Annotated in this window: 18 protein-coding genes and 1 pseudogene; 11 read left to right on the forward strand and 8 right to left on the reverse strand. The window is 70.3% G+C overall.

All coding sequences use genetic code 11. The annotated features are described in order from the left end of the window. A pseudogene (locus AC1DO7_RS16760) lies at nucleotides 1–460 on the reverse strand (GGDEF domain-containing protein); the annotation flags it as partial. Nucleotides 461–1,416: 956 nt separating this feature from the next. On the opposite strand from AC1DO7_RS16760, the gene AC1DO7_RS16765 reads away from it, so the two are divergent. From AC1DO7_RS16765 to AC1DO7_RS16810, 10 genes are all read left to right on the forward strand, one after another. Further along, a complete protein-coding gene (locus AC1DO7_RS16765) occupies nucleotides 1,417–4,329 on the forward strand; it encodes a bifunctional glycoside hydrolase/polysaccharide deacetylase family protein (RefSeq protein ID WP_441612265.1) in 2,913 nt (970 codons plus the stop codon). Continuing rightward, nucleotides 4,292–8,434 carry a tetratricopeptide repeat protein gene (locus AC1DO7_RS16770; protein WP_441643119.1) on the forward strand — a complete coding sequence of 1,381 codons (4,143 nt, stop codon included), beginning with the start codon at nucleotides 4,292–4,294 and terminating at the stop codon, nucleotides 8,432–8,434. Before AC1DO7_RS16765 ends, AC1DO7_RS16770 begins: the two co-directional genes overlap by 38 nt. Before the next feature lie 71 nt (nucleotides 8,435–8,505). Then, the gene (locus AC1DO7_RS16775; protein ID WP_441611980.1) at nucleotides 8,506–9,063 is read left to right on the forward strand and encodes a penicillin-binding protein activator LpoB; all 558 of its coding nucleotides are present in this window, start codon (nucleotides 8,506–8,508) and stop codon (nucleotides 9,061–9,063) included. 19 nt (nucleotides 9,064–9,082) lie between these two features. Then, nucleotides 9,083–10,525, forward strand: a complete 1,443-nt coding sequence (locus AC1DO7_RS16780; protein ID WP_441611981.1) for a PelD GGDEF domain-containing protein — start codon at nucleotides 9,083–9,085, stop codon at nucleotides 10,523–10,525. Further along, on the forward strand, nucleotides 10,518–11,504 hold the full coding sequence (locus AC1DO7_RS16785) for a tetratricopeptide repeat protein (protein ID WP_441611982.1): 987 nt from the start codon (nucleotides 10,518–10,520) through the stop codon (nucleotides 11,502–11,504). Before AC1DO7_RS16780 ends, AC1DO7_RS16785 begins: the two co-directional genes overlap by 8 nt. After that, a complete protein-coding gene (pelF, locus tag AC1DO7_RS16790) occupies nucleotides 11,501–13,117 on the forward strand; it encodes a GT4 family glycosyltransferase PelF (protein ID WP_441611983.1) in 1,617 nt (538 codons plus the stop codon). The genes AC1DO7_RS16785 and pelF overlap by 4 nt, the downstream gene beginning before the upstream one ends. A gap of 1 nt (nucleotide 13,118) precedes the next feature. Beyond that, entirely contained in the window at nucleotides 13,119–14,489 is a 1,371-nt protein-coding gene (pelG, locus tag AC1DO7_RS16795; RefSeq protein WP_441611984.1) for an exopolysaccharide Pel transporter PelG, read from the forward strand. A gap of 166 nt (nucleotides 14,490–14,655) precedes the next feature. After that, a complete protein-coding gene (locus AC1DO7_RS16800; RefSeq protein WP_441611985.1) occupies nucleotides 14,656–15,366 on the forward strand; it encodes a response regulator transcription factor in 711 nt (236 codons plus the stop codon). A gap of 4 nt (nucleotides 15,367–15,370) precedes the next feature. Continuing rightward, on the forward strand, nucleotides 15,371–17,158 hold the full coding sequence (locus AC1DO7_RS16805; protein WP_441611986.1) for a FecR family protein: 1,788 nt from the start codon (nucleotides 15,371–15,373) through the stop codon (nucleotides 17,156–17,158). Next, on the forward strand, nucleotides 17,148–19,562 hold the full coding sequence (locus tag AC1DO7_RS16810) for a CHASE2 domain-containing protein (protein WP_441649953.1): 2,415 nt from the start codon (nucleotides 17,148–17,150) through the stop codon (nucleotides 19,560–19,562). The genes AC1DO7_RS16805 and AC1DO7_RS16810 overlap by 11 nt, the downstream gene beginning before the upstream one ends. Before the next feature lie 24 nt (nucleotides 19,563–19,586). Here the strand turns inward: AC1DO7_RS16810 and AC1DO7_RS16815 are convergent, their stop codons facing one another. Then, the gene (locus AC1DO7_RS16815) at nucleotides 19,587–19,799 is read right to left on the reverse strand and encodes a hypothetical protein (protein WP_441611988.1); all 213 of its coding nucleotides are present in this window, start codon (nucleotides 19,797–19,799) and stop codon (nucleotides 19,587–19,589) included. A gap of 166 nt (nucleotides 19,800–19,965) precedes the next feature. Further along, nucleotides 19,966–21,465, reverse strand: a complete 1,500-nt coding sequence (locus tag AC1DO7_RS16820) for an amidase (RefSeq protein ID WP_441611989.1) — start codon at nucleotides 21,463–21,465, stop codon at nucleotides 19,966–19,968. 153 nt (nucleotides 21,466–21,618) lie between these two features. On the opposite strand from AC1DO7_RS16820, the gene AC1DO7_RS16825 reads away from it, so the two are divergent. Continuing rightward, nucleotides 21,619–21,795, forward strand: coding sequence for a hypothetical protein (locus AC1DO7_RS16825; RefSeq protein WP_441611990.1), 177 nt, complete (start codon nucleotides 21,619–21,621; stop codon nucleotides 21,793–21,795). Nucleotides 21,796–21,818: 23 nt separating this feature from the next. Here the strand turns inward: AC1DO7_RS16825 and AC1DO7_RS16830 are convergent, their stop codons facing one another. From AC1DO7_RS16830 to AC1DO7_RS16850, 5 genes are all read right to left on the reverse strand, one after another. Next, nucleotides 21,819–22,181, reverse strand: a complete 363-nt coding sequence (locus AC1DO7_RS16830; protein ID WP_441611991.1) for a translation initiation factor Sui1 — start codon at nucleotides 22,179–22,181, stop codon at nucleotides 21,819–21,821. Between the two features lie 275 nt (nucleotides 22,182–22,456). Next, nucleotides 22,457–22,690 carry a CDP-diacylglycerol pyrophosphatase gene (locus tag AC1DO7_RS16835; protein ID WP_441611992.1) on the reverse strand — a complete coding sequence of 78 codons (234 nt, stop codon included), beginning with the start codon at nucleotides 22,688–22,690 and terminating at the stop codon, nucleotides 22,457–22,459. Between the two features lie 307 nt (nucleotides 22,691–22,997). Continuing rightward, nucleotides 22,998–23,501: a GyrI-like domain-containing protein gene (locus AC1DO7_RS16840; protein ID WP_441611993.1), complete on the reverse strand. Its 504-nt coding sequence runs from the start codon at nucleotides 23,499–23,501 to the stop codon at nucleotides 22,998–23,000. 28 nt (nucleotides 23,502–23,529) lie between these two features. Next, the gene (locus tag AC1DO7_RS16845; RefSeq protein ID WP_441611994.1) at nucleotides 23,530–24,231 is read right to left on the reverse strand and encodes a YceH family protein; all 702 of its coding nucleotides are present in this window, start codon (nucleotides 24,229–24,231) and stop codon (nucleotides 23,530–23,532) included. A 124-nt stretch (nucleotides 24,232–24,355) separates the two neighbouring features. Next, on the reverse strand, nucleotides 24,356–25,351 hold the full coding sequence (locus AC1DO7_RS16850) for a LysR family transcriptional regulator (RefSeq protein WP_441611995.1): 996 nt from the start codon (nucleotides 25,349–25,351) through the stop codon (nucleotides 24,356–24,358). Nucleotides 25,352–25,377: the final 26 nt, after the last annotated feature.

Consider the following 25,377-nt stretch of genomic DNA (forward strand, 5'->3'; position numbering starts at 1 on the left):
GGACCAGCGGGCGGCTGCGGCGGGTCGGCGCCTGCGGCCGCTGCAGCAGCCAGGCTAGCGTGCAGGCCGCGGCGACGGCCGCGGCGATGTAGCCGGCGACTTCGGCCTGGCGGCTGCCCGCGCCCAGCGCGGCAGCGGCCAGCACCGCCAGCGTGGCGGCCGCCCCGGCCGTCAGCGACCCCGGCGCGGCCGGCGTGCGGCCATCGGTCRGGGTGATGCCGCGCTGGATCAGCAACTGGGCTACCAGCCCCAGCGCCGGCGCCACCAGCAGGAACCACGCGGGCCCGCTGCGCGCGTCGATCACCAGCAGGCCAGCGGCGCAAGCCAGTACCAGTCCTGCGCCCCAGGCGCGGCCCGCCGCGCTGCGGCGCAGGGCCAGCATCAGGGCCGAGAGAATGCATTGCATGGCGGTGAACAGGACCAGCAGTGCCATCACGGCAGTGCTCTCATCTGACAGCATGCGTTCCCCATGGGGTGCGGCGCGTCGGCGACGCGCCGTTGTTTGCCTTCGAAGGTAGCCATGCGCATGCGCGCGGCCCGTCTGCGCCACGAGCTGGCTTTCGACATTTCCGAATGCGGCGCGCGGCCGGAGCGTGGTCCGGTGCGAGGTGGCCGCCGAGCAGATGTCTTCTTGTTTGGGAAAATTCTACACAGCGGCAGCCTGCAAAAACCGCGTCGTCGCCCGGCGTGACAATTGTTGACATTAGGTTTGAAACGAGTGACCTACCATTCGCTTCGCTGTCGTGCCGGCCAAGGCAGCACTGCGCGTTCCGGCGCGCAGCCCGTTTCTGTTGTTTATGCGGCTACCCGGCGATTTGCCTGAACCACGCCGTGCTATGGTCGTCAGTGCGCAAAACAATAAAAATGCAGAAAACGGTGATCCGGCATTTTGCATTTCCGTATCGGAAGACTGCCGCGCGGGGTCGGACGGACAGCAAGCCCGTTCGCCTGCGTGCTCAGGGTCATCAACGCATTGCAGCCGCGGAGCGCGGGTTTGCCTGGCGTCCTTCCGTGCCGGCGGCTTTCGCAGGACCGGGCATGCTGCCCGGGTGCGACAGGAGATTGCATGCGTCATTGCGTCATTACGTCATTACGCATCTCCCTAGTCCTAAATACTTATAGGCATGACCATCCACATGCTTCAGAATCTGCCGATTTAGTGCTTAAATAAGCACATAAAAATGAACCGCAGGGGACTGCCCGGGACTCGGGCAGCGCGGGTGCAACGGAACATTCACGCCTGGAACGCATCGCTTGCCGGGCACCGCAAGGACGGTGCCGCAAGTCAGACAGGYGGGTTCTTCCGGGAGGGGCATAAGAATGAAGAACAACAGGGGTCAGTAGGTGAAATTGTTGCGATTGGACGGCCTCATGCGTCGCATGGCCGGCTTGTGCGGCGCGAGTGCGGGCACGACGATGACGTGGGCCTGGCTTGCTGCGTTGCTGACCGTATTCACAGCCTGGCTTGGCCCGGCGCAGGCGCAGGTGGCCGGACAGGTGGCCGGACAAGCGGGCGGACAAGCGGCCGCACGAGCGGTTGCAGTCCCCGGCGCGCGCGCGCCCAATATCGCCTTCCATTACGGCAGCAAGCCGCCGGTGGATGCCCTGCAGGCCTTCGATATCGCGGTGGTCGAGCCCGACAGCGGTTTCGACCCGCGCCGCGCCGCTACCCCCGGTACCGATTGGTTCGCCTACGTCAGCGTGGGCGAGGTCGAGCCGTCGCGCTCCTACCTCAAGGACCTTCCCAAGGCCTGGCTGACCGGCAACAACGATGCCTGGGGCGCCCGCGTGGTGGACCAGGCCGCGCCGGGCTGGCCCCCGTTCTACGTGGACAAGGTCATTGCGCCGCTGTGGGAGCGCGGTTACCGCGGCTTCTTCCTCGACACGCTCGACTCCTACCAGCTGGTGGCCAAGACCGACGCGGCGCGCGCCAGCCAGGAAGCCGGCATGGTCGCCGTGATCCGCGCCATCAAGGCGCGCTACCCCGACGCCCGCCTGATCTTCAACCGCGGCTTCGAGATCCTGCCGCAGGTCCACCAGCTCGCCTACGCGGTCGCGTTCGAGTCGCTGTACCGCGGCTGGGACCAGGGCAACAAGCGCTACACCGAAGTGAGCGAAGCCGACCGCAACTGGCTGCTCGGCCAGGCCCGCATCATCCGCGAGCAATACCGCCTGCCGGTGATTTCCATCGACTACTGCCCGCCAGCCGACCGCAAGTGCGCGCGCGACACCGCCGCACGCATCCGCGCGCTGGACATCATTCCCTACGTGGCCGACCCGGGCTTGCAGGCCGTCGGCATCGGCGCCATCGAGGTCATGCCGCGCCGCGTGCTGGTGGTGCAGGACCGCGAGGCCGGCGTCTCGATCGACGACTCCGCCGGCGTGCGCTTCGTCGCGATGCCGCTGAACTACCTGGGCTATCGCGTGGACTTCGCCGAAGCCAGCCAGCCGTTGCCGGAGATCGGCCCGGACCGCTACGCCGGCGTCGTGGTCTGGATGGGCGGCAATGTGCGCGACCAGCCCGGCCGTTTCTCCGGCTGGATCCAGCGCATGGTCGGCCAGGGCATCCCCGTCGTGTTCCTGAACGATTTCGGCGCGCGCATCGGCGGCTCGCTGGCTTCGTCGCTGCAGCTCAATGCGGTCAAGGGCAAGGTCGGCAAGACCGCCGAGGTCGTATCGAAGGATCCCATGATGGGCTTCGAGATGCCGGTGGCGCCGGACCGCACCCAGGCCGCTGCCGTGCAGGTGGGCGACGGCCCGGGCTTTCGCTCGCTACTGCGCCTGCGTTCGGGCACGCTGACCTACGACGCCGCCGCCATCACGCCCTGGGGCGGCTACGTGCTCGGCCCCTACGCCGTGCGCCGCAGCGCCAACGACCAGAACCGCTGGGTCGTGCAGCCGCTGGATTTCTTGCGCGAGGCGCTGCGCCTGCCGGCCATGCCGGTGCCGGACGTCACCACCGAGAACGCTCGCCGCCTGCTGACCATCCACGTCGACGGCGACGGCTTTGCCTCGCGTGCCGAGATCCCCGGCGGCGGCTTCTCCGGCGAAGTGCTGTTCCGCGAGATCTGGGACCGCTATCGCCTGCCGATGACGATGTCCATCATCCAGGGCGAAGTCGCCAGCGACGGCATGTACCCCAAGCTGACCGCGCAGCTCGAGCCGATCGCGCGCAAGATCTTCGCGCAGCCGTACGTCGAGGTGGCCAGCCACACCTACTCGCACCCGTTCGAATGGGGCCGCACCGTGCCCGACGGCACCCACGCGCAGAACCCCACCGAGGGCGACGACGACTACCACCTCGCGATCCCCGGTTACCAGATGGACCTGCGGCGCGAGATCGGCGGCTCGATCGACTATATCAACCGCACGCTCGCGCCCGCCAGCAAGCCGGTCAGCATGCTGCTGTGGTCGGGCGACTGCCAGCCCCCGCCCGAGGCCATCAAGCTGGCCGACCAGGCTGGCGTGCTCAACATGAACGGCGGCGACACGCTGATCACGCGCAGCAACCCTAGCTGGACGGCGATCTCGCCGATCGGCGTGAACAAGGCCGACGGCACCTTCCAGGTCTTTGCGCCCAACCAGAACGAAAACGTCTACACCAACCTGTGGCACGGCCCGTTCTATGGCTTCGAGCGCGTGATCGAGACCTATGAGCTGACCGACCGGCCGTACCGCTTCAAGTCGGTCAACATCTACTATCACAGCTACTCGGGTACCAAGGCGGCTTCCCTCAAGGCGCTGCGCAAGGTCTACGACTACGCGCTGAACCAGCCGCTGATGCCGGTGCACGCCAGCGACTACGCGCGCAAGGTGATCGACTGGCAGGGCATGGCGGTGGCGCGCGAGATCGGCGCCGGCGGCGACGGCAGGCAGCCCGCCGCGTGGATCGTGCGCGGCGACGGCAACCTGCGCAATGTGCGCTGGACCGGCGCCGGCGTACCCGACGTGGCCGGCTCGCACAATGTGACCGGCACCTCGCCGGCGCCCGGCGGCGGCGTCTACGTGCACCTCGTCGACGGCGCTTCGCGCATCGTGATGCGCGACGACGCGGCCAGGATGCCGGCGGTGCCGGAGATCGTCGAGGCCAGCGGCTTCGTGCGCGGCTGGCGGCGCGGTGGCCAGGGCAGCGCGCAACAGATCCGTTTTGACTTCAGCGGCTACACCAGGCCATTTTTCCGCCTCGCCGGCGCAGACCGTTGCCGGGTTGCCATCGACGGCAAGGCGGTAGCGGGCGTGCGGGAGCGTGGCACGCTGCGTTTCGACACCACGCCCGTCTCCAATCCCGGCAATGCCAAGCAAAGCGTTGAAATCACCTGCGGCGCCTGAGCGCGAGCGGCTGCTGCCGCCTGCGTTCGTGCTGACCTTCACCGCCATGGTGGGGATCGGCCTGGCGCTGATGTTCCCGCGCGAGACCTTGCGCGAACGCCTGCTGGGCGAAGGCCGCGCGGTCGATGGCCTGAGCATGGCCTACCTGGAGGCCTGGTGGCGTGCCACGCCGGACGACAACGGCTTCATGGCGGTGCTGGCCGAGCAATACGCGCGCACCGGCCGGCTGGACGAGGCCGAACGCATGCTCAGTCACCTCGAAGCGCGCTACAACGCCGCGCGCCAGGGCCCTGTGCGCAATCCCGCCGACGCCGACCTGCCCGGCCAGATCCTGCGCACCCGCATCGAGATCACGCAGCAGCGCGCCTTTGCCGCGCCGCCGGACACGCCCGAGCGCAACCAGCACGTGGAGCACCTTGCCGGCCTGCTCGGCCAGGCCGCGCTGATGACATGGACGCGCGCCGACCTCGAAGACCTGGCGACCACCGCCCGCGCGATCAATGCGCTCAAGTCCGCCCAGGTGTTCTACCGCGCGCTGGCCAGGAGCGATCCCGCCCGCGCCGACCTGTGGAACGCGCAGGCCGCCTCGGCGGCGCTTGCCGGCGGCGACTACCAGCAGGCGGCCGAAGCGCTGTTCAGCGCGCAGGCGCGCGCCACCGATCCGGCCGAGCAGCGCAGGCTGTTCCTGGCCGGGCTGAAGACGCTGCAATCCGGCAACCTGCTGGACCAGGCGCTGGCCCAGGCCGAACAACGCGGCGGCAAGCTGCTCGACAACGCGGAAGTCCTGCGCTACCTGACCAGGCTGGCGCTGGCCGCCAACCGCCCCGAGCAGGCCGCGCGCTACGTCGAGCGGCTGCTGCGCCAGCCGCCGAGCGTGCAAGGCATGCCCGCGGGCGCCGCCGCGCAGCGGGCGGGGATTCGGGGCATCGCCGGCAGCCAGCCGTGGGCCGCGCAAGGCGTGGTATTCCTCGACGGACCGCGCGGGCTGGCGTTGCGCCGCGCCATGGGCGAAGCCGGCATGCCACGCCTGCGGCGCGTGGCCGATGTACAGGGCAGGCCGGCCGCCCCGGCCGCCGTCGCGGCGCCCGCCGCCGCAGACCCGGACACGGCCGACCGCGCCTTCAACGCGGACGACTACGAACTCGCCTTCCAGGTCTTCCTGGCGGCCGGCAAGCTGAACGACGCGCAGCGCGTGGCCGAGACCGCGGTCAAGCACCTGCCCGGCTCGGCGCGCTGGCGCGAGCGCCTGGCCCAGGTGGCCGAGTGGAACCGCCAGCCCACGGTCGCGCTCAAGAGCTGGCTCGAGTATGCGCAGGCCAGCAACGACGAGACCGCCTGGAAGGCGGTGCTGCGCTTGGCCCCGGCCCTGAACGACGACCGCGCCTATCTGGCCGCGCTGCGCCATCGAGCCGGCACCGGCGACCTCGCCACCGTGGACGAGGTGGTCGCTACCTACGAGCGGCTGGGCGAGCCGGAGGAAGGCATGGCCTTCCTGGAGAGCCTCAGCCGCGGCCCCAACGCGCGCCAGGTGACGGAGCGGCAGGCGGAGCTGGCCGAGCGCGCCGGCAAGGACGCCCGCGCCTTCGCGCTGTACACGTCCCTGCAGGAACGCTTCGGCCCGCGCCCGGGATACGCGCTCAAGCGGGCCAACCTGCTCTACGTGCGCGGCGCGCTGCGCCAGGCGCTGGAGGCGATGGTGCCGTCCATGCCCGCCGCCGGCCCCACCGACATCGACTTCTGGCGCACGCTCACGGAACTGGCGCGCCTGAACCAGCGCGAGGACCTGCTCGAGCAGGGCTACCGGCAACTGACGCTGGCCATGGCCGGGACACATGACGACCACTGCCTGAAGATGCCGCCCGGCGCCGGGCGCAACCACTGCCTGGAGGACGTGCGCGACAGCGAGGAATCGGATTTCTCCAACCTGATCGATTTCTACGACAGCTCGCCCATCGATGCCGGGCGCATCGCCGAAGCCGGCTGGCGCAAGGGCGGCAAGCTCGAGTCGCTCGAGCTTGCCATCAATTACTACACCCGCGCGCGCGCCTACGACCGCATCGCCAGCCTGCTGCAGGCCATGACGCCCGCGCAGCTCAGGCAGGCCGAGCAGGCCAGCCGCTTCCTCGCCATGCGCGCCGAATACCTGCGCGCGCGCGGCGAACGCGACCAGGCCCTGGCCGACCTGCGCCGCGCCGCCAGCCTGCCCGACGCCGGCAGCGAGACGCTGGCCGCGCTGATGTGGTCGCTGGTGGACCTGGGCCCGGATACCGAGGTGCGCGCCATGATGCTGCGCCTCAGGGGCGAGGCCGAAGACAACCCGGACCTGTGGGGCGCCTTCGCCGCCGGCAGCATGCGCTTCCATGACGGCCGCGGCGCGCTGCACTACCTGCGCAAGATGGCCAGCGGCAAGAGCGCCGACCCGCTCTGGCTGGGACTCGCCGCCGATGCCTGCGACGCCATCGGCCAGACCGACACCGGCTGGCGCCTGCGCCGGCAGGCCTGGATCGACCTGCACAGCGACAAGAGCCCGCAGGGCCGCCGCGCCTCCGACCCGCGCGCGCTCGGCCCCGCCTCCGAGGAAGCGGACGCGCAAGGCGGCCCGGCCCCGGCCGAGCTGCGGCGCCAGACCGTGGCGCTGGGCCAGATCTTCGCCTCGGGCGACGTCTCGCGGCGGCTGGTGATGGAGATGCTGGGCGCCGACCGCAGCGTGATGGCCGGCGCCCGCGCCGCCGACTGGACCGGCCCGGCCGCGCCGAAGTCGCGCCTGGGCGAGATCCCGGGCCTGCCGCCGCTGGAACTCAGGTTGCCGCAGGACATGGCGCAGCGCGAGGCGCGCCAGCAGGCGGTGGTCTCCGCCGCGGCCAGGGAAGTGGCGCTGGCGTGGGCGCTGTCGAACGAGTCCAACGCGCTCGCGCGTGCCTGGCTGGCCCGCCAGTACGCACGCCAGCTGCTGCGCCCGGCCTATGCCGAAGTCACGCTGGCGCTGGCCGGCGGCGACCTGGACGCGCTCGACCGCGTGCTGGAGCGCCAGGCCGGCCGGGTGCCGGTGGACAACCAGATCGAGGCCAACGTGCAGCTCGGCCGCCTCGGCGCCGCGCAGACCCAGGCCTTCGATGCGCAGGACATCGCCCGCGCCGACGACAAGCTGCAGGAAACCCTGCAGGACACGCTGCTGTTCAATGCGCAGGCCATCGAGCCGCGCGTGACCTACCAGCGCCAGAGCCCGCTCGCCTACTTCGACTACAGCCTGGCCGGCGGCGTGCGCCTGTGGGATGGCTATGACCTCAACCTGCGCGGCGTCTGGCGCAGCCAGCGCAGCGTCGACCAGGCCCAGCTCACCGGCGTGCCCGGCTCCGACCAGCGTGGCGAGCTCTCGCTGGGCTACCGCGATCTGCACAAGCGCTGGCGGCTCGCCGTGGGACGGCGCGACGGCCTCGACAGCATGACCACCGCGCGCTTCACCGGCGCGTGGCGCGAGGAAAACCGCGTGAGCTTTACCACCGTGGCCGGCCTGAACCAGAACGCGGACGAATCGGCCGCGCTGCGCGTCGGCGGCGCCAAGGACGTGCTGGGGCTGGGCGCAAGCTATAACTTCGGCCTGCGCGAGTTCGCCGGCGCGCGCGTCGAGTACAACCGCTTCCGCGGGCAGGATGGCTCGTCGCTGGGCAACGGCGTGGTGTACGACGTCGAGCTGGGCTACCGCATCCGCACCGCCTACCCGGACTACACCGTGCGGATGGTCGGCACCCATGCCAGCTACAACACGCGCGGCGGCACGCTGAGCGGCAAGCTGGCCACGCTGGTGCCCGCCGGCGACGCCGCCACGCCGGCGTTCTACATGCCCGGAGGCTTCACGCAGGCCGGCGTCACGGTCGGCTTCGGCACCGAGCTGCTCGACGACTACACGCACAAATGGCGGCCGTTCGCCGAGCTCGGGCTGCTGCACGACACCCGCGCGGGGCAGAACTTCCGCGCGCAGCTGGGCATCGCGGGCACGGTCTTCGGCAACGATCACCTGTCCATGTATGTGCAGCACGAAACCGCCGCGCGCAATGGCGGCACGCCGCTGACCGAAGTCGGCGTGCGCTACAGATGGCTGTTCTAGTCCGGGCGGGCACCACGCCGCGCCGGTTCACCGCATGCAATCGGGATTCAATCGTTTAGGGGAAAAGCGTCATGGAAACAACTAGCAAGAAGCAGCATCGCGTGGCACGCCTGCTGGGCTGGTGCGGCGCAATGGGCGCGGCCCTGTGCCTGGCCGGCTGCGCGGTGACCGATGTGGGCCGCGCACCTGCGCTGAGCGCCGGCGAAGCACTGGCGGTCCTGCCTATCGTCAACTACACCGAGACGCCGCAGGCCGGCCTGCGCGCCGAGGCCATCGCCGAGAGCCTGCTCAAGACCGGCGGCATCGCCAGCGTGCGCCGCTACCCGGCCAGCCTGAACCCGGAAACGCTGTTCGAGCCGGCCGAGCGCGAAGCGGTGGGCAAGGCACTGGAATGGGCGCGTACGCAGAAGGTGCGCTACGCCCTGACCGGCGCCGTGCAGGAATGGCGCTACAAGGTCGGCGTGGACGGCGAGCCGGCGGTGGGCATCTCGCTGCAACTGCTCGACGTGAGCACGGGCGAAGTGGTGTGGTCCGCCACCGGCAGCGACAGCGGCTGGAGCCGCGAATCGCTGTCCGGCACCGCGCAGAAGCTGCTGCGCCGCTTGCTGGCGCCGCTGCGCCAGGGTTGAGACGCGGGAGAGCGCGATCGTGGCCAATACAGCCGACAAGATACGGGAAGGACAGGGCATTGGCGCGGGCGGCCGTTATCTGCGGCTGATCGCGCCTGCCACGAGCGGACCGGTCGCGCTGGTCGAGCTGGTGGTGACGATGGTCCTGGCGCTGGGCGCGGGCTACCTGGTGCTGCCGGGCAACCCCCTGCTGCTGGGGCTCGGCTTTCCCTGGGCCTGGCTGCTGCCGTTGATCCTGGCGCTGCGCTATGGCACGCTCATCGGCGTGGGCAGCGTGCTGATGATGCTGGGTGGCTGGTTCTTCTTCCACCAGATGGGGGCGCAGCCGGGCGAGTTCCCGCGCCTGTTCTTCCTCGGCGGCCTGCTGACGGTGCTGGTGGCCGGGCAGTTCGGCGATGTCTGGGGCACGCGGCTGGCACGCGCACGCGCCCTCAACCGCTACCTGGAGGAGCGCCTGGCCGCGCTCACCAAGAACCACTACCTGCTGCGCGTGTCCCATGCGCGCCTGGAGAACGACCTGCTGGCCAAGCCGACCACGCTGCGCGACACGCTGTCGCAGATGCGCGCGGTATCGCTCGAGGACAGTGGCGGCGGTGGCGGCCTCCTGGTGGGCGCGCGCCCGATGCTGCAGGTGGTGGCGCAGGCCTGCCAGCTCGAGGCGGCCGCGCTCTACGCGGTGCGTGGCGATACGGTTGACGCCGAGGCATCGGCGCGGATCGGCCCGGACTTCGAGTTCGATCGCGACGACGTGCTGGTGCGCCATTGCCTGGAGACGCGGCAGCTCGCGCACCTCCAGAGCGGCGGCGTGGCGCGCCAGCCGGCCGATCACCCGCAGACCCGCTACGTGGCGGTGGCGCCGGTACTGTCCGGCGCCGACAAGCTGGTCGGCCTGCTGGTAGTCGAGCGCATGCCGTTCCTGTCGCTCAGCTACGAGAACCTGCAATTGCTCATGGTGCTGATGGGCTACTACGCCGATGGCGTCGAGCATGCGGTCTCCACGCGCGCCATCGCGGCGGCGATTCCCGGCTGCCCGTACGACTTCGCGCTGGACTACGCGCGCTTGTCGCGCCTGCGCCGCGACAGCGGCATCGAAAGCACGATCGTGGCGCTGGTGTTCGACCTGGACGAATCGCGCGATGCCTTGTTCGAACAGGTGATCCGCAGCCGCCGCGCGCTCGACGTGGCATGGCCGCTGAGCAGCGCGCACCAGCGCGCGCTGCTCACGCTGATGCCGCTGTCCGGCAGCGAGGCCGCCTCGGCCTACCTGGTGCGCATCGAGGACATGCTGCGCGCCCAGTTCGGCACCGATTTCGAGGCCGCGCGCATCGGCGTGCACACGCTGGCCGTGCCCGCCAGCGCGCCGGTCGAGCCACTGGTGCGGTTGCTGCACCGCTGCCAGGTGGATGTACAGCCGGCGCCGGTGCCGGTGCCGGTGGCACTGGGCGAGGCTGGCCGTGGGTAAGCTCGGCATCGGCGGCGTCGCCGCGCAAATCGCCGCCCTGGCGTTGCTGGCGCGCGCCGGCAACAGCACCGCGCTGCTGCTGACCTTCCTGGGCATGCAAGCCCTGTCCGCCGCGATGATCGCCATGGTGTTGTGGCGCCTGCTGCCGCGCCGCTTTCGCGTGCCGTTCGCATGGAGCTACGGCTACCTGTTCGCGTTCTGCCTGCTGGTGCCGCTGGCGGGTTCCGTCGTCTGCGTGGGCAGCCTGTTGATCGCGCGGCTGTTCCCCGGGCGCAACGAAGCGGGCGGCATCGGCCTGGTCGGGCTGCCGGTGTTCGTCACCCACCTGATCTCGCGCGTCACGCACGGCGGCGGCGCCCGCCTGCGCGCCCAGCTGGGCAACACGCGCGCACCGCTGCCCGAGCGCATGACCGCGCTGGTGGCCATGCAGTCGATGCCGGCGCGCACCTCCAGCCCGGTGCTGCGCGACCTGCTGGCCGACAGCGCCGACGACGTGCGCCTGCTGGCCTATGGCATGCTCGACGGCGCCGAGAAGCACCTCACGCAGCGGATCCTGGCCGAGCTGCCGCGTCTCGAAGACGCCGGCGACGACGCCGGGCGCGCCGAGATACACAAGCGCGTGGCCGACCTGTACTGGGAACTGATCTACCAGAACCTGGTGCAGGGCGACGTCTATCGCTACACCGCCGACCAGGTCGAGCGCCACGCCCGCGCCGCGCTGGAGGTGGACGGCAGCCAGGCGGGCCTGTGGTACATGCGCGGGCGCCTGGCGCTGACCCGCAACGAACCCGCGCAGGCGCGCGAGTGGCTGCAGCGCGCCGAGCGGCTGGGCTTCTCGCGCGAGCGCACGCTGCCGCTGCTGGCCGAAGCCGCCTACCTCGAACGCGACTATGCCGCGGTGCGCGCCCTCCTGCTGTCGTTCGACAGCCCATCGCCGCTGCCCCTGGTGCGGCCCATGCTGCGTTACTGGCAATCATGAGCGATACCCCTTTGCCCCGCGCCGACTCGGCCGACGTCTGCCTGCTGCTCGAAGGCACTTTCCCGTATGTCAGCGGCGGGGTGTCGAGCTGGGTCAACCAGATGATCCGGGCCTTCCCGGAAATCCGCTTCGCCATCGTCTTCATCGGCAGCCGCCGCGAAGACTACGGCAACATGGTCTACGCGCTGCCCGAGAACGTGGTGCACCTGGAAACCCACTTCCTGTACGACTTCGCGCCGCCGCCGCTGGTGCACGGCAGCGCTGGCGACGCCACCGCCTTTGCCGCCTCGGCGCGCCTGCACGAGGTGTTGCGCAAGCCGGGGCAGGAGGCCGCGGCCGGAGAACTGATCCGCGCGCTGATGCCTGAACTCAGCGACGGCGGCAGGCTGTCGGAGGACGCCTTCCTGTACAGCCGCAACGCCTGGCAGACCATCACGGAACAGTACCGGCGGTACTGCACGGACCCGTCCTTCACGGACTACTTCTGGACCGTGCGCATCATGCACAAGCCGCTGTGGCAGCTTGCCCGCGTCGCCACGAACCTGCTGCCGGCCAAGGTCTACCATACCGTGTCGACCGGCTATGCCGGCTTCCTCGGCGCCATGCTGCATTACCGCACGGGCCGCCCGCTGCTGGTGTCCGAGCACGGTATCTACACCAAGGAACGCAAGATCGACCTGTTCCAGAGCCAGTGGATCCGCGACAACCGCAATGTGTTCGAGCGCGACATCTCGCAGATCAGCTATTTCCGCGAGCTGTGGGTGCGCTTTTTCGAAACGCTTGGCCGCGTGTGCTACGACGCCGGCGACACCATCGTGGCGCTCTACGAAGGCAACCGCCAGCGCCAGGTCACCGACGGGGCCAGCGCCGCGCGCACGCGCAATATTCCCAATGGCATCAACCTGCCGCGGCTGGCGGCGCTGCGCGCGCAGCGCGCGCCCGGCGTGCCGCCGGTGCTGTGCCTGATCGGGCGGGTGGTGCCGATCAAGGACATCAAGACCTTTATCCGCGCCATGCTCACGGTGGTTCGCCAGTACCCGGATGCCGAAGGCTGGATTGCCGGCCCGGAGGACGAGGATCCGGAGTACGCGCGCGAGTGCCGCAGCCTGGCCGAGAGCCTGGGGCTGGGCGATCGCGTCAGGTTCCTCGGCTTCCAGCGCATCGACGACCTGCTGCCCAAGGTGGGCGTGCTGGTGCTGAGCTCGATCTCCGAGGCGCTGCCGCTGGTGGTGCTCGAAGGCTTCGCCGCCGGCGTGCCGTGCGTGACCACCGATGTGGGCTCGTGCCGGCAACTGATCTTCGGCCAGCCCGGCGAGGACGCCGGGCTGGGCGCCGCGGGCGCGGTGGTGCGCATTGCCGATCCGGCCGCGCTGGCGCAGAAGGCCATCGACCTGCTGGGCTCGCCCGAGGCCTGGCACGCCGCCCAGCAGGCCGGTATCCAGCGCGTGGAGCGCTACTACACGCAGGAGATGATGGTTGGCAGCTACCGCGAGCTGTACACGCGCCTGATGGCGCAGCCGCCCGGGGCGCCCGCGGGCGTCCCGGGCGCAACGGCCGGCTCGCCCATGACGGCGGCCCAGGCCGCGGGCTGCCCCATGAAGGGAGGTCGCTGAGATGGCGGGGATTGGTTTCGAACTGCGCAAGATGCTGCGGCGGGACAGCCTGTCGGGCATGCTCGGCGCCTATGCCTACGCCGGCATCATCAGTTCCGGCCCGTGGGTGCTGTCGATCGTCGGCATCCTGCTGATCGGCGTGCTGAGCCTGCCCTTCGTGGTGCCGGGCAGCCTGGTGACGCAATTCCAGGTGTCGGTGACCTACCTGATCGCGGTCAGCCTGATACTCACCGGGCCGATGCAGCTGGCCTTCACGCGCTTCACGTCGGACCGGCTGTTCGAGAAGCGGTCCCACCTCGTGCTGTCGAATTTCCACGCGGTGGCCTTGCTGGTGACGGTGCTGGCCGGCGCGATCGGCCTGGCGTGCGCGCTGTTTGCGTTCCGGCAGCAATCGGTGCTGTACCGGCTGCTGATGATCGCGGGCTTCGTGGTCATGAGCAATATCTGGATCGCGGTGATCTTCCTGTCGGGCATGAAGCAGTACAAGGCCATCGTATGGACCTTCCTGCTCGGCTACACGCTGACCGTGGCGGCTGCGCTGGCGCTGCGCAACTACGGGCTCGAAGGCCTGCTGTCCGGTTTCGTCGCCGGCCAGCTGAGCCTGCTCACGGCGATGGTGGTGCTGATCTATCGCAACTACACCAGCCAGCGCTTCATGTCGTTCGAGGTGTTCCAGCGCCGCAACGCCTATCCGAGCCTGATGGCCATCGGCCTGCTCTACAACCTCGGCATCTGGCTCGACAAGTTCATGTTCTGGTACGCGCCATCCACCGGACAGCAGGTGATCGGGCCGCTGCACGCATCGATCATCTACGACATCCCGGTGTTCCTGGCCTACCTGGCGATCATCCCCGGCATGGCGGTGTTCCTGGTGCGCATCGAGACCGACTTCGTCGAATACTACGACGCGTTCTACAACGCCGTGCGCGGCGGCAGTTCGCTCGAGCATATCGAGGACATGCGCAACACCATGGTGCAGACGATCCGCCTGGGCTTGTACGAGATCGTGAAGGTGCAGGCCATCGCCGCGCTGCTGCTGTTCGTGGTGGGCCGCTACGTGCTGGCGCTGCTGGGCATCTCCGAGCTGTACCTGCCGCTGCTGTACGTGGACGTGATCGGCGCCAGCCTGCAGGTGGTGCTGCTCGGCGTGCTGAACATCTACTTCTACCTCGACCGCCGCCGCGAGGTACTGCTGCTGTCGGGACTGTTCGTGGTGCTCAATCTCGCACTGACTTCGCTGACGTTGCAGTTCGGGCCGGCGTGGTACGGCTACGGCTTCGCGGTCTCGCTGCTGGTGGTGGTGGCGCTGGCGATCTACCTGCTCGACCGCAAGCTGGACCGGCTCGAGTACGAGACCTACATGCTGCAATGACCAGAGGGCCCCGGCAGCCCGCCGCGCCTTGGCTGGCGCGGCTTCCCCCGAAGCTGTACCCTTCAAGCACGTGCCTGGCCGGTCTTGGCCCGGGCGCGCAGGGGGACGCCGGTTCGTATGTTTGCCGCTGCGGCGCCGGGCGCACGCGGCGCGTATAGAGGTAGGTATGAAAATAGCTTCGGTGGAAGACGACAAGAGCCAGGCCGAGCTGATCCAGCAGATCCTGAACTCGGCCGGCCATCAGTGCGAATGCTTCGCCAGTGGCGGCAGTTTCCTGCGGGCGCTGCGCGAGAAGTCGTTCGACCTGCTGGTGGTGGACTGGCAACTGCCCGATACCAGCGGCTTCGAGGTGGTCACCTGGGTGCGGCAGAACTCCGGGCGCAATCCGCCCATCCTGTTTCTCACCAGCCGCTCGCTGGAGGAGGACATCGTCGCGGGACTGGGCGCGGGTGCCGACGACTACATGATCAAGCCGATCCGCCGCGCCGAACTGGTGGCGCGCGTATCCGCGCTGCTGCGCCGCACCTATCCGCAGGCAGAGCAGGACAACGCGGTGCTCCACGTGGGCAGCTACCGGGTCGACACGCAGGCGCGCACGGTGGAAGTGGGCGGCGCCAAGGCCGAGGTCTCGCCGCGCGAGTTCGACCTGGCCCTGTTCCTGTTCCGCAACCTGGGGCGCCTGGTATCGCGCGAGGTGGCGGAGCAGGCCGTGTGGGGCCGCGCCATCGGCGCGGGCTCGCGCACGCTCGACACGCATATCTCGCGCCTGCGCATCAAGCTGGCGCTGCGGCCGGAGAACGGCGTGCGCCTGACCTCGGTGTATTCGCATGGCTATCGCTTCGAGGCCACGGCAGATGGCGACAAGCAGGAAGACTGAGTCTATGAAGTGGTCAGACATGGTAGCCGGCGGCATGCCGGGCGGTGCGCGGCGCAGTATCGGGCGCGGCATGGAAGGCCATCGCATGCCGCGCGTGGGCAAGGCGCTCGGGGCGACGGGCGCGGCCGGGCTGGCCGGCTTGCTTGCGATTGTCGCCGCGGGCTGGCCGGGCGGCGTGGCGGCGCAGGCCGCGGGCGCGGACGGCGCGGATTTCATCTACCTGGTGCGCCCGGGCGACACCCTGATCGGCGTGGCCGGGCAGTTCATGGACAGTCCCGGCGGCTGGCATGAGCTGCAGGCGCTGAACCGGGTGGCGGACCCGTACCGCTTGCCGCCCGGCATGCGCCTGCGCATTCCGCTGGCGCGCATTCCGGTTGCCGCCGGCAGCGCGCGCGTGGTGTTCGTCACCGGCGCGGCGCGCGCCGATGGCCGCGCGCTGCAGGCCGGCATGACGCTGGCCGAGGGCGCGCGCCTGGAAACCGATGCCGGCGCCGCGCTCACCATCGAACTGGCCGATGGCTCGCGTATCAGCGTGCCGCCGGGCTCCGCGGTGGAGGTCCGGCGCCTGCGCGTGTTCGCACGCAGCGGGCTGACCGACACCGTGATCGGCGTCGGGCGGGGCGAGGTGGATTCCCGCGTGGCGCCGCGCGGCACCGGCGTGGGACGCTACGAGATCCGCACGCCGTCGCTGGTGACCGGCGTGCGTGGCACGCGCTTTCGCGTCGGCACGGCGGACGGCGCCAGCCAGGGCGCGGTGCTGGAGGGCCGCGTGCAGGCCCGCTCGCGGCGCGGCCAGCAGGCCGCCGTGGTGGCCGGCTACGGCGTCAGCGTATCGGCCGCCGGCGTGCTGGCGCGGCCGGCCGCGCTGTTGCCCGCGCCGGCGCTGTCGCCATTGCCGTCGCCGTTGCTGGCGAGCCGCGTCACGGTTGGCTGGACGCCGGTGGACAAGGCAGCYGCCTATCGGGTGGTGGTCTCGCGCGATGCCGAGCAAACGGAACTGCTGTCCTCGCAGCTGGTGCGTCGCGCCGAGGCCGGGCTGCAGGACCTGCCCGAAGGCACGCTCTACCTGGGCGTCAGCGCGCTGGACGCGCGCCAGCTCGGCGGTGCCGCCACGGTGGCGCCGCTGGTGGTGCGGCTCAGTCCGCCGGCGCCGTTCACGCTCGCGCCCGAGCGCGACGGCACGGCCTACGGCGAAGAAACCCGCTTCAGCTGGGCCGAGGTCGCCGGCGCCGCGCAGTACGAATTCGAGGTGGCCGCCGACGCGGACTTCAGCCAGGGCGCCGTGCAGGCGCGCGCGGCCGCGCCCGCGGCCAGCCGGCCGCTGGCGCCGGGGCGCTGGTGGTGGCGCGTGCGGTCCGTCGATGCGGCCGGCCAGCCGGGGCCCTGGGGCGAGCCGGTGGCGTTCGCGCAGGAGCCGTCGCCGCCGCAGCCGCGCCTGGAAGACGATGGCGGCGACACCCTGCGCATCGCATGGCCGGCCGCGGCCGCCGGTGGCGCAGGCGGCGCGGCCCAGGCCTACCGGCTGCAGATGGCGTCCGACGCGGCTTTCACCCGCATCGTGGCGGACGTGCGCAGCGAGACCAACGAGGCGCGCCTGCCGCGCCCGGGCAGCGGCAGCTACTTCGTGCGCGTGGGACGCGAGAGCCCTGGCGCCGCCACAGCCACCACTTCCGCCACTGCCGCCGGGCCGCATTTTTCCCCGCCCCAGCGCATCGAAGTGATGCAGTACGTGCGCGACGCACAAGGCCAGCCGGTGAGCACCGGCGCAGGCCTGCTCAACCGTGCCGACTGAACTGGCGCAACCGGCGGCGCGCGCCCGCACGCTGGGCCGCCTGCAGGCGCGTCTGCTGGCCGGCTACCAGCGCCGCACGCTGGTCGAGTGGGCCTTGCTGGGCGCGGCGGTGCTGGCGCTGGTGGTGGCCTGCGCCGTGCGCGGCTGGAGCGAGCGCGCCGACAAGGCGGTCTACGACCTTGCCGTCGCGGCCCAGCACCACGCGCCCGGCGACGACATCGTCATCGTCGCCATCGACGATCCCGGGATCTCCGCCATCGGCCGCTGGCCGTGGCGGCGCCACGTGCTGGCCAGCCTGATCGACCATATCGCCGCCGGCGTGCCGCGCGTGATCGGTGTCGACGTGATCCTCTCCGAGCCCGACCTGCTGCACCCCGGGGACGACCGCGCGCTGGCGCTGAGCATGGCGCGCGCCGGCAACGTGGTGCTGCCCGCGCTGGCGGAGCCCGGGCAGGGCGGCCTGCAGGTGCGCTATCCGCTGACCGGCCTGGGCAGCGCGGTGGGCCATATCAATATCGCGGTGGACCTGGACGGCGTCGCGCGCCAGGTATTCCTTCAGGAAGGGCTGCCGGGCCAGTTGCTCGATCACTTTTCCGCCGCGATGGTCGGCTTCGGCCGTCCGCCGCGGCCCGTGTCCGGCTACCGGCATGATCAGCAGCAGGATGCGCCGGACGCCGATGGCTGGCTGCATCGCTATCGCTTGCGCATTCCTTTCGCCGGCCCGCCCGGCACGTTCCGCCAGGTGCCGGTGCTCGACGTGCTCGACGGCAAGCTGCCGCCCGGCTTCTTCCACGGCAAGGCCGTGCTGGTCGGTGCCACCGCCAGCGGACTCGGCGATGTGTACCCCACTCCTGCCTCGCGCGACGGCCACGGCATGAGCGGCGTGGAGATCATCGCCAATGCCATGCAGACGCTCCAGCGCGACAGCGCCATCGTGGCCCTGCCGGCGCCATGGTTCTGGCTCGGCACGCTGCTGCCGGTGCTGCTGGCGGCGCTGGCCGCGCTGATGCTTACCCCGCGCAATGCGCTGCTGGTGACCGCGGGGCTGCTCGGTGGCACGCTGGGTGCGAGCCTGCTGCTGGTGGTGCTCGGCCACCTGTGGTTCGCGCCGGTCAGCGCCATGGCGGGCTGCGCCCTGCTGTACCCGCTGTGGAGCTGGCGCCGGCAGGAAGCGGCGCTGCAATTCCTCACCGATGAACTGGCGCAGCTGGAGCGGGAACCCGGCCTGCTGGCGATGGAGACGGACGAGGGCGAGGCCGCCGGGGCGCGGGGCCGCAACCTCGATACGCGCATGCGGGCGGTCTATCGCATGACCACGCGCCTGCGCGACCTGCGGCAGTTCCTCTCCGACGGGCTGGAAGGCCTGCCCGAGGCCACCGTGATCTGCGATCCGGCCGGACGCGTGCTGCTGGCCAACCGGCGTGGCTTGCTGCTGGCGCCGCGCACGCTTGCGACGCTGGCCGATGCGGCGGCGCCGCGCCCGCGCATCGGCGAGATGATCGACGAGGTGTTCGCGCAGCCCAAGGCCGGCCACGACTACTGGGAACAGTTGCGCAGCGCCTGGCCCGGCGGCGACAGCGCGCCGGCCCAGCCGGTCCAGGCCCCGCCCGGCGTGGAGCTGGAAGCGCGCGACCAGCATCCCATGCTGCTGCGCGGCGCGCCGCTGCGCAGCGACACCGGTGGCGTGGCCGGCCTCATCATCAGCGTAATCGACATCACCCAGGTACGCATGGCCGAGCGCCGCCGCGAGGAATCGCTGCGCTTCATCTCGCACGACATGCGCTCGCCGCAAGCCTCCATCCTCGCCCTGATCGAGCTGCAGCACGAAGCCGGCCGCGCGCTGCCGCAAGCGGCGCTGCTGGCCCGCATCGGTGACTACGCCAGCCGCACGCTGGAGCTGGCCGACGACTTCATCCGCCTGGCCCGGGCCGAGGCGCCGCACCTGAACTTCATCGAGGTCGACCTCGCCGGCGTGGTGCTGGACGCCACCGACGAGTTGTGGGCGCTGGCCAGCACCGCGCGCATCGAGCTGCGCCTGGCGTTGGAGGAAGAGCAGGCCATCGTGACGGCCGAGCCCGTGCTGCTGGTGCGCGCGATCGCCAACCTGGTGAGCAACGCCATCAAGTTCAGCCCGCCGCGCAGCACGGTCACGGTCAGGCTGTACCGCGTGCCGCAGGGCCTGGCGATCGACGTGGCCGACCAGGGCCGGGGTATTGCCGTGGAAGACCAGGGCCGCCTGTTCCAGCCCTTCGCGCGGCTGCGCGACAACGAGCGCGATGCGCCCGCTGGCAGCGGGCTGGGGCTGGTGTTCGTGAAGACGGTGGTGGAGCGGCACGGCGGCGAGGTGCGCCTGGCCAGCGCGGCCGGGGCGGGCGCGACGTTTACGATCGTGCTGCCCGCCTGAGCCGCCGGGCTTCGGGGGACAGGCTCAGCGCGCCGCCGTGGCCATGCCGGTGCGCGGCTCCTGCCCCTGCGAGGCCTGCGCGGCCTGTGCGGCAACGCGGCCATCCATCTGCCGGACCTTGCGCGCGGCGCGCCGTTCGTTTTCGTCCTGCAGCGTGACGCACAGCACGGTGAGCAGCGCGAACGCCACCATGCACAGCGCGAGATAGCCCAGCAGTCTGGTTCGGTCGGTTCGCATAGGGATGCCCTTCGTGATTAGCGCAGGATTCTAGGCGCGATGCACGAGGGCAATGTCAACAAATGCAAGGGCGGGAAGCCGCCGGCCGTCCGATGGTGTCGATCATTTCGATAACTTCGCTTCGGTAGCTTCGCTTCGATGACTTCGATCGTCTCGACAGTGTCCCTTACCCCAGCAAGGCGCGCGGCAAGTGCCCGCCGACCCAGTCCCGCTCCTGCTCGTAGGCGCGCGCGGCGCGCAGCACGGAGAGATCGCCGCGCGGCCTGCCGATCAGCTGCATGCCCATCGGCAATCCCTCGGCGCCGAATCCCACCGGCAAGCTGACCACCGGGCATCCCGACAGCGTCCAGGGACAGACCACCTCCATCCAGCGGTGATACGTATCCATCGCGCGTCCCGCTATCTGCTTCGGCCAGGTCGCGTTTACGTCGAAGGGAAACACTTGTGCCGTTGGCACCGCGATGTAGTCGAACGTCCCGAACACGCCGAGCAGCGCCTGGTACCAGGCGCTGCGCGCCACGCTGGCGGCATGGATATCGGCGGCGCCGAGCTTGAGCGCGCCTTCGATTTCCCAGATTGCCTCGGGCTTGAGCAAGGCGCGCCGGGCCGGGTCCTGGTAGTGGGGAAGCAGGCCGTGGCCCACCAGGAAGTGACGGTGCGCCAGCCAGACCTGCCACAGCTGCGCGGGCGGGAACGGCGCGGCGATGGCCTCCACCGCCACGCCGAACGCGGGGAAGGCCTTGAGCGCGTCTTCGCACAGCGCCAGGATGCCGGCCTCCATCGGCAGGTAGCCGTCCCAGTCGCCGAGCCAGGCCACGCGCTTGCCTTTGAGGTCCGCCGACAGGGCGCCGGCGACGTTGTCCGGCGTCAGCGCGGCCAGTTCGGGGTCTTGCGGCAGCGCCTGCGGCGTGCGCGCGTCCGCGCCGGACTGGGTGGCGAGCAGCAGCGCGAGATCGGCCACGGTGCGTGCCATCGGGCCTTCGGTGCCAAGCTGCGGCAGGAAAAGCTCGGGGCCGGGGCCGTAGGGCACGCGCCCGGCCGAGGGGCGCATGCCGTACACGTTGCAGAAGCCGGCCGGGTTGCGCAGCGAGCCGCCGAAGTCGCTGCCGTCGGCCACCGGCAGCATGCGCATGGCGAGGGCGGCCGCGGCGCCGCCGCTGCTGCCACCGGCGCTGCGGCTGGTGTCGTAGGGGTTGCGGGTGGCCCCGTAGACCGGGTTGAAGGTGTGCGAGCCCAGGCCGAACTCGGGGGTGTTGGTCTTGCCGATCAGCACCGCGCCGGCGGCGCGCGCGCGTTCGACCACGATGGCATCGGCCGTGGGCACGTTGTCGCGGAAGATGGGCGAGCCGAAGGTGGTGCGGATGCCGCGCGTGGCCGCCAGGTCCTTGGGGGCCTGCGGCATGCCGTGCATCCAGCCGGCGGAGCGCCCTTGCGCGAGCGCCTGGTCGCAGGCGTCGGCTTCCTGCAGGAGCACCTCGCGCTCGCGCAGCGCCACGATGGCATTGACCGCCGGGTTCACCCGCGCGATATGCTCCAGGTAGGCGTGCATGACTTCGCGGCTGGAGAGCCTGCGCGCATGTAGCTCGCGCGATAGCTGCAGGGCCGGCATGGCCACGATGGGATCGATGCGCTCGACGCTGCCTGCATTGCCTTCGGGGAATTGCATGGTCTGGTTCCTCGTGCCTGGGTGTGCGTGTACCGGCGCCAGTCTGTCATATCGGCGCCCTGCGTGACAGGCCCATGAGAGATCGATGGGAGACCCGCGCGCGGCGAGCCGCTGCGAGCATGCTACGATCCGCGCCTATCTCGGAGAATGAAGATGTCTTTTACTTGCCAGAACCAATCGTGCCGCACGCGCTGGGAAGAGGCGGATGTGACGATCAAGGATGAAGGCCAGGGCCTGCTGTTCCGCTGCCCGGTGTGCAATTCGCGCAACCCGGTGGTGCCGCAGCGCCAGCCGGACGGCAGCATCCGCTACCAGCAGCGCAACCGCTAAGGCCGGCGGCAGGACCGGCGGGCTCAGCCGCCCGCGCGCTTGACGGTCATGCCTTGCTGGCGCAGTTTCGCGATCACGGTGTCGCAGTGATCGCCCTGGATCTCGATCACGCCGTCCTTGACGGTGCCGCCCGATCCGCAAGCGGCCTTCAGCTCCTTGCCGAGCTGGGCCAGCGCCAGCGGCGCCAGCACCACGCCGCGCACCAGCGTCACTCCCTTGCCCTTGCGGCCCTTGGTTTCCCGCGATACCCGCACGATGCCGTCGCCCTGCGCGACCGTTTGCGCCTTGCCGCAGGTGCAGGCCGCCAGCGCATTGCCGCAGCCCGGGCACATGCGGCCGTGCTCGGTGGAATAGACGAGCGAACTGGCGGACTTGGGGGCGGGCATGACGGAATTCCTGGCGGGATGCGGGGCTGGCAGCGTACGCCAAGCCTGCCTTGCCCGCAAGATCCGGCGCGATCCGCGGGCTGGCGGATCACCGATACGGACGCGGGAAAGCAGATGGCCTTCGGTGCGTATCAAGTCGGGGGCGGGGGGAGAAGGGCTAAGCGCAGGGAAGGCGCTTGCGTCGGAACGACGAGCAGCCGTCATGCCACGGGCTGCCTTTACCGCGCCCTGCGGGGCGCATCAGCCGGCGGCGGGGGGATTCGGCCGGTGCCTGGCTAGCGGCCGGCGGGACTGCCGTAGAACGTGCCGGTGCGGGGGTTGGACACGATATAGGTGTTGCGCCGGGCCCAGGTCTGGGCCGCCATGAAGGCTTCGGGCTCGCGCTGGCTCCACTCGCTCGTCATCAGCGGCGCCGCTTCCTGCTCCGTGGTCATGTACACGACAGCCTTGTGCAGGGCCGCGCGGCCCTTGCCTCCCGGAATCGTAATGGTGCGAATCGTCACGCGCATTGTCGGGATCCTCCACGTTTCTGGTCGCCAGATTATGTCCGGTTCCGCAAGACAGTATCGTGACAGCGCAATGTCCGCGAAACTCAGGGACTTCTAGTCTACTTCGTCTGCAGGCCGGATTGCGCGTGTGTTGCGCACGCGCCGCATGCGATACCTGCCGCGGGGGCGTTTTCCGCACTCCGCAGCGCAATGTCACGGCCACCGCGTCCAGATCCGTGGCGAAAGGACAGTTGTCTCTACATTAGTCTCTACATTACAGGGGCAAGGAGGCAGCAGGACCCGAGGGCGCGCGCCGCGCATCCGCGGGTCAGGCCGCCGCCGCCGGCCGCGCTTTGAGCGGCACCCAGACCTCCACCACGCCGGTGCCCGCGGCCGGATCGAAATCCGCGCTGTAGCGCTCGAAGTCCGGTGCGCATGCCGTCTCCAGTCCGGACGCTGGCAGCCACTTCTGCCAGATTGCCAGGCAGGTCTGGACCAGCGTCGAAAGCGGCCCCGCATGCGTGAACACCGCGTAGTGCTGCGCCGCGAGCTCGATGCAGCGGTACGCCTCCTGCAGGCCGTCCAGGCTGCCCACTTCCACGCCGGCAATGTATTCAAAGCCGCCGTGTCCGTCCGGATTGCAGCAAACGCCGTAGGTCACGTAGCCCACCTGGCCCGGCACCTTGCCGATCTGCGGAATGAAGCGCTGCCAGAGTGCCGGGATGCCGCCGTTGGTCTCCAGCGTGAAGCGTCCTGCCTGGCCTGCGATCAGCAGAGGGCGGCCGGTTTCGAAGCGTGGCTGGGAAAGGTCTGCTGCCTTGGGGTCGGTCATGTGCAAGGGCTCCGCGATCGGGACTGCGTCAAAGGCCGTTCTTGTCGAGCGTAATGCCAAGTTCGCCCGCCATCTGCTCGAGCATGGCCTGCAGGCGAGCCACCTTTCCGGCCAGTTCCTTCTGCTCGGCCTTCATCGCCTCGAACTCGGAGGGCGGGATGGCTTCCTCGGTGGCGCCCTGCGCGCCGGCGGCATCGTCCACGCTGACCTCGCCGCACAGCAGATGCATCCAGCGGTGCTCGCGTCCGCCGGGCGCGCGAGCCAGCCTGACTACGCGCGGCGGCTCGGCGCTGGCGAGTTCGTCGAGGAAGACCTCGACCGACGAGATATCGGCGAAGGCGTGCAGGCGCGCGCTGTTCAGGCGCAACTCGGCTGCGGTCTGCGGGCCGCGCAGCAGCAGCGTGGCAAGCAGCGCGACGGACTGGCTGGGAATATTGAGCACGCGCTTCATGTTCTGCTCGAAGCGCGGCACGCGGCTGCTGCTGCCTTCCATCACCAGGCTCAGGCGCTTGAGGCCGTCGATGGCGGTAAGCACTTCGTCTTCGCTGGCGTTCATCACCGGCGCGCGCGCGGTCTTCTGGTTGCAGCCGGCGGTAAGCGCGTTGAGCGAGAGCGGGTAGGTGTCGGGCACGGTGTGCTGCTTTTCCAGCAGCACGGCCAGCACGCGTCCCTCGAGCTGGGTGAGGGCGCGCATGGGGGGGCGCGAGGGGGTGTCGGGGTTTGTGTCCATGGATGGCGTCGCTAGGTGAGGCTGCTTCGGGCCTGGCGGGCGGATACGCGTTGCGGGCCGGGAGCGGGTGGTTTGCGAGGCATATGATAGTCGCACGGGCCTGCCGCGGCTATGCGCGCGTGTACTACGCCGCCGCGTCTTCGCGCAGGGCCCTGGCGATCAGTGCCACGGCCGGCGTGATGGCGGGGGACGCGGATGATGCCGCCGCGGCATGGCGCGGCGTGATGAAGACCATCCGGCCGGACGGGAACGGTGCGCGCAGGCGCACCTTGCGCACCATCGACATGGCGCCGTAGTGCCGCGCCGCGCTGTCCGGCACCACCGCCAGGAAGCCGCTACCGGCGACCATCGACAGGCTGGTGTGGAAAGACATCGACTCGATATGCGGCACCGGCGGCAGTTGTCCGTCGTCGAGGAACGGCTGCTCGAAGATCTCGCGTGTATGGGTGCCGCGCGGCGGCAGGATCCACGGGCTTTCGTGCAGCGCGGCCAGGCTGACCTCGCGCCGCCTTGCGAGCGGATGGTCGGGCGCGCAGGCGATGGCCAGGTGTTCGTCCCACAGCGGGGCGATGTCCAGCCCTTGCGCGCCCTGCGCCTGCGCGTGTTCCGCGTCGCCGGTGCCGAGCCGCCCGACCGCGCAGTCGAGTTCGCCGCGCGCGAGCATGGCGAGCAGGCCGCTGACGGTGTGCTCGCGCACCTGCAGGCGCGGCAGTGTGCCTTGCCGGCTGAGCTTGGCGACCAGCCGCGGCAGCACGTTGACACCGACCAGCGGCAGCACGCCGATCCTGACCAGTGGCAGCTCCGGGCGCGTGGCGAGCGCTTCGCCGGCGGCGTCCAGCGCGCCCAGCGCGATGCGCAGGCGTTCAAGCGCGCGTTCGCCGGCGGCGCTCAGGCGGCCGCCACGCGTGGTGCGTTCGATCAGGGTGCAGCCGAATGCCTGTTCCAGTTCCTGCAGCATCTTGGTCACGGCCGGCTGGCTGATATGCAGCGATCCGGCGGCGGCCGTCAGCGAGCCGGAGCGCGCGACCAGGTCCAGCAGCCGCAGATGGCGGATGCGCAGGCGGTCGATACGGTTGGGCTGGGCGGCGGACGGAGCGGTGTTGCGGGGAATCGTGGCCATAACCATTCGTGATGGGATCTTCAAAT

The organism is Cupriavidus sp. 05N40 (assembly GCF_056397305.1).

Excerpts from the sequence above, each read along its gene's own strand:
- AC1DO7_RS16840 (WP_441611993.1), bottom strand. The coding sequence starts at position 23,501 with ATGACCGACCCCAAGGCAGCAGACCTTTCCCAGCCACGCTTCGAAACC.
- AC1DO7_RS16770 (WP_441643119.1), top strand. The coding sequence starts at position 4,292 with ATGCCAAGCAAAGCGTTGAAATCACCTGCGGCGCCTGAGCGCGAGCGG.
- AC1DO7_RS16765 (WP_441612265.1), top strand. The coding sequence starts at position 1,417 with ATGACGTGGGCCTGGCTTGCTGCGTTGCTGACCGTATTCACAGCCTGG.
- AC1DO7_RS16845 (WP_441611994.1), bottom strand. The coding sequence starts at position 24,231 with ATGGACACAAACCCCGACACCCCCTCGCGCCCCCCCATGCGCGCCCTC.
- AC1DO7_RS16815 (WP_441611988.1), bottom strand. The coding sequence starts at position 19,799 with ATGCGAACCGACCGAACCAGACTGCTGGGCTATCTCGCGCTGTGCATG.
- AC1DO7_RS16835 (WP_441611992.1), bottom strand. The coding sequence starts at position 22,690 with ATGCGCGTGACGATTCGCACCATTACGATTCCGGGAGGCAAGGGCCGC.
- AC1DO7_RS16820 (WP_441611989.1), bottom strand. The coding sequence starts at position 21,465 with ATGCAATTCCCCGAAGGCAATGCAGGCAGCGTCGAGCGCATCGATCCC.
- AC1DO7_RS16800 (WP_441611985.1), top strand. The coding sequence starts at position 14,656 with ATGAAAATAGCTTCGGTGGAAGACGACAAGAGCCAGGCCGAGCTGATC.
- AC1DO7_RS16825 (WP_441611990.1), top strand. The coding sequence starts at position 21,619 with ATGTCTTTTACTTGCCAGAACCAATCGTGCCGCACGCGCTGGGAAGAG.
- AC1DO7_RS16775 (WP_441611980.1), top strand. The coding sequence starts at position 8,506 with ATGGAAACAACTAGCAAGAAGCAGCATCGCGTGGCACGCCTGCTGGGC.
- pelF (WP_441611983.1), top strand. The coding sequence starts at position 11,501 with ATGAGCGATACCCCTTTGCCCCGCGCCGACTCGGCCGACGTCTGCCTG.
- pelG (WP_441611984.1), top strand. The coding sequence starts at position 13,119 with ATGGCGGGGATTGGTTTCGAACTGCGCAAGATGCTGCGGCGGGACAGC.
- AC1DO7_RS16830 (WP_441611991.1), bottom strand. The coding sequence starts at position 22,181 with ATGCCCGCCCCCAAGTCCGCCAGTTCGCTCGTCTATTCCACCGAGCAC.
- AC1DO7_RS16850 (WP_441611995.1), bottom strand. The coding sequence starts at position 25,351 with ATGGCCACGATTCCCCGCAACACCGCTCCGTCCGCCGCCCAGCCCAAC.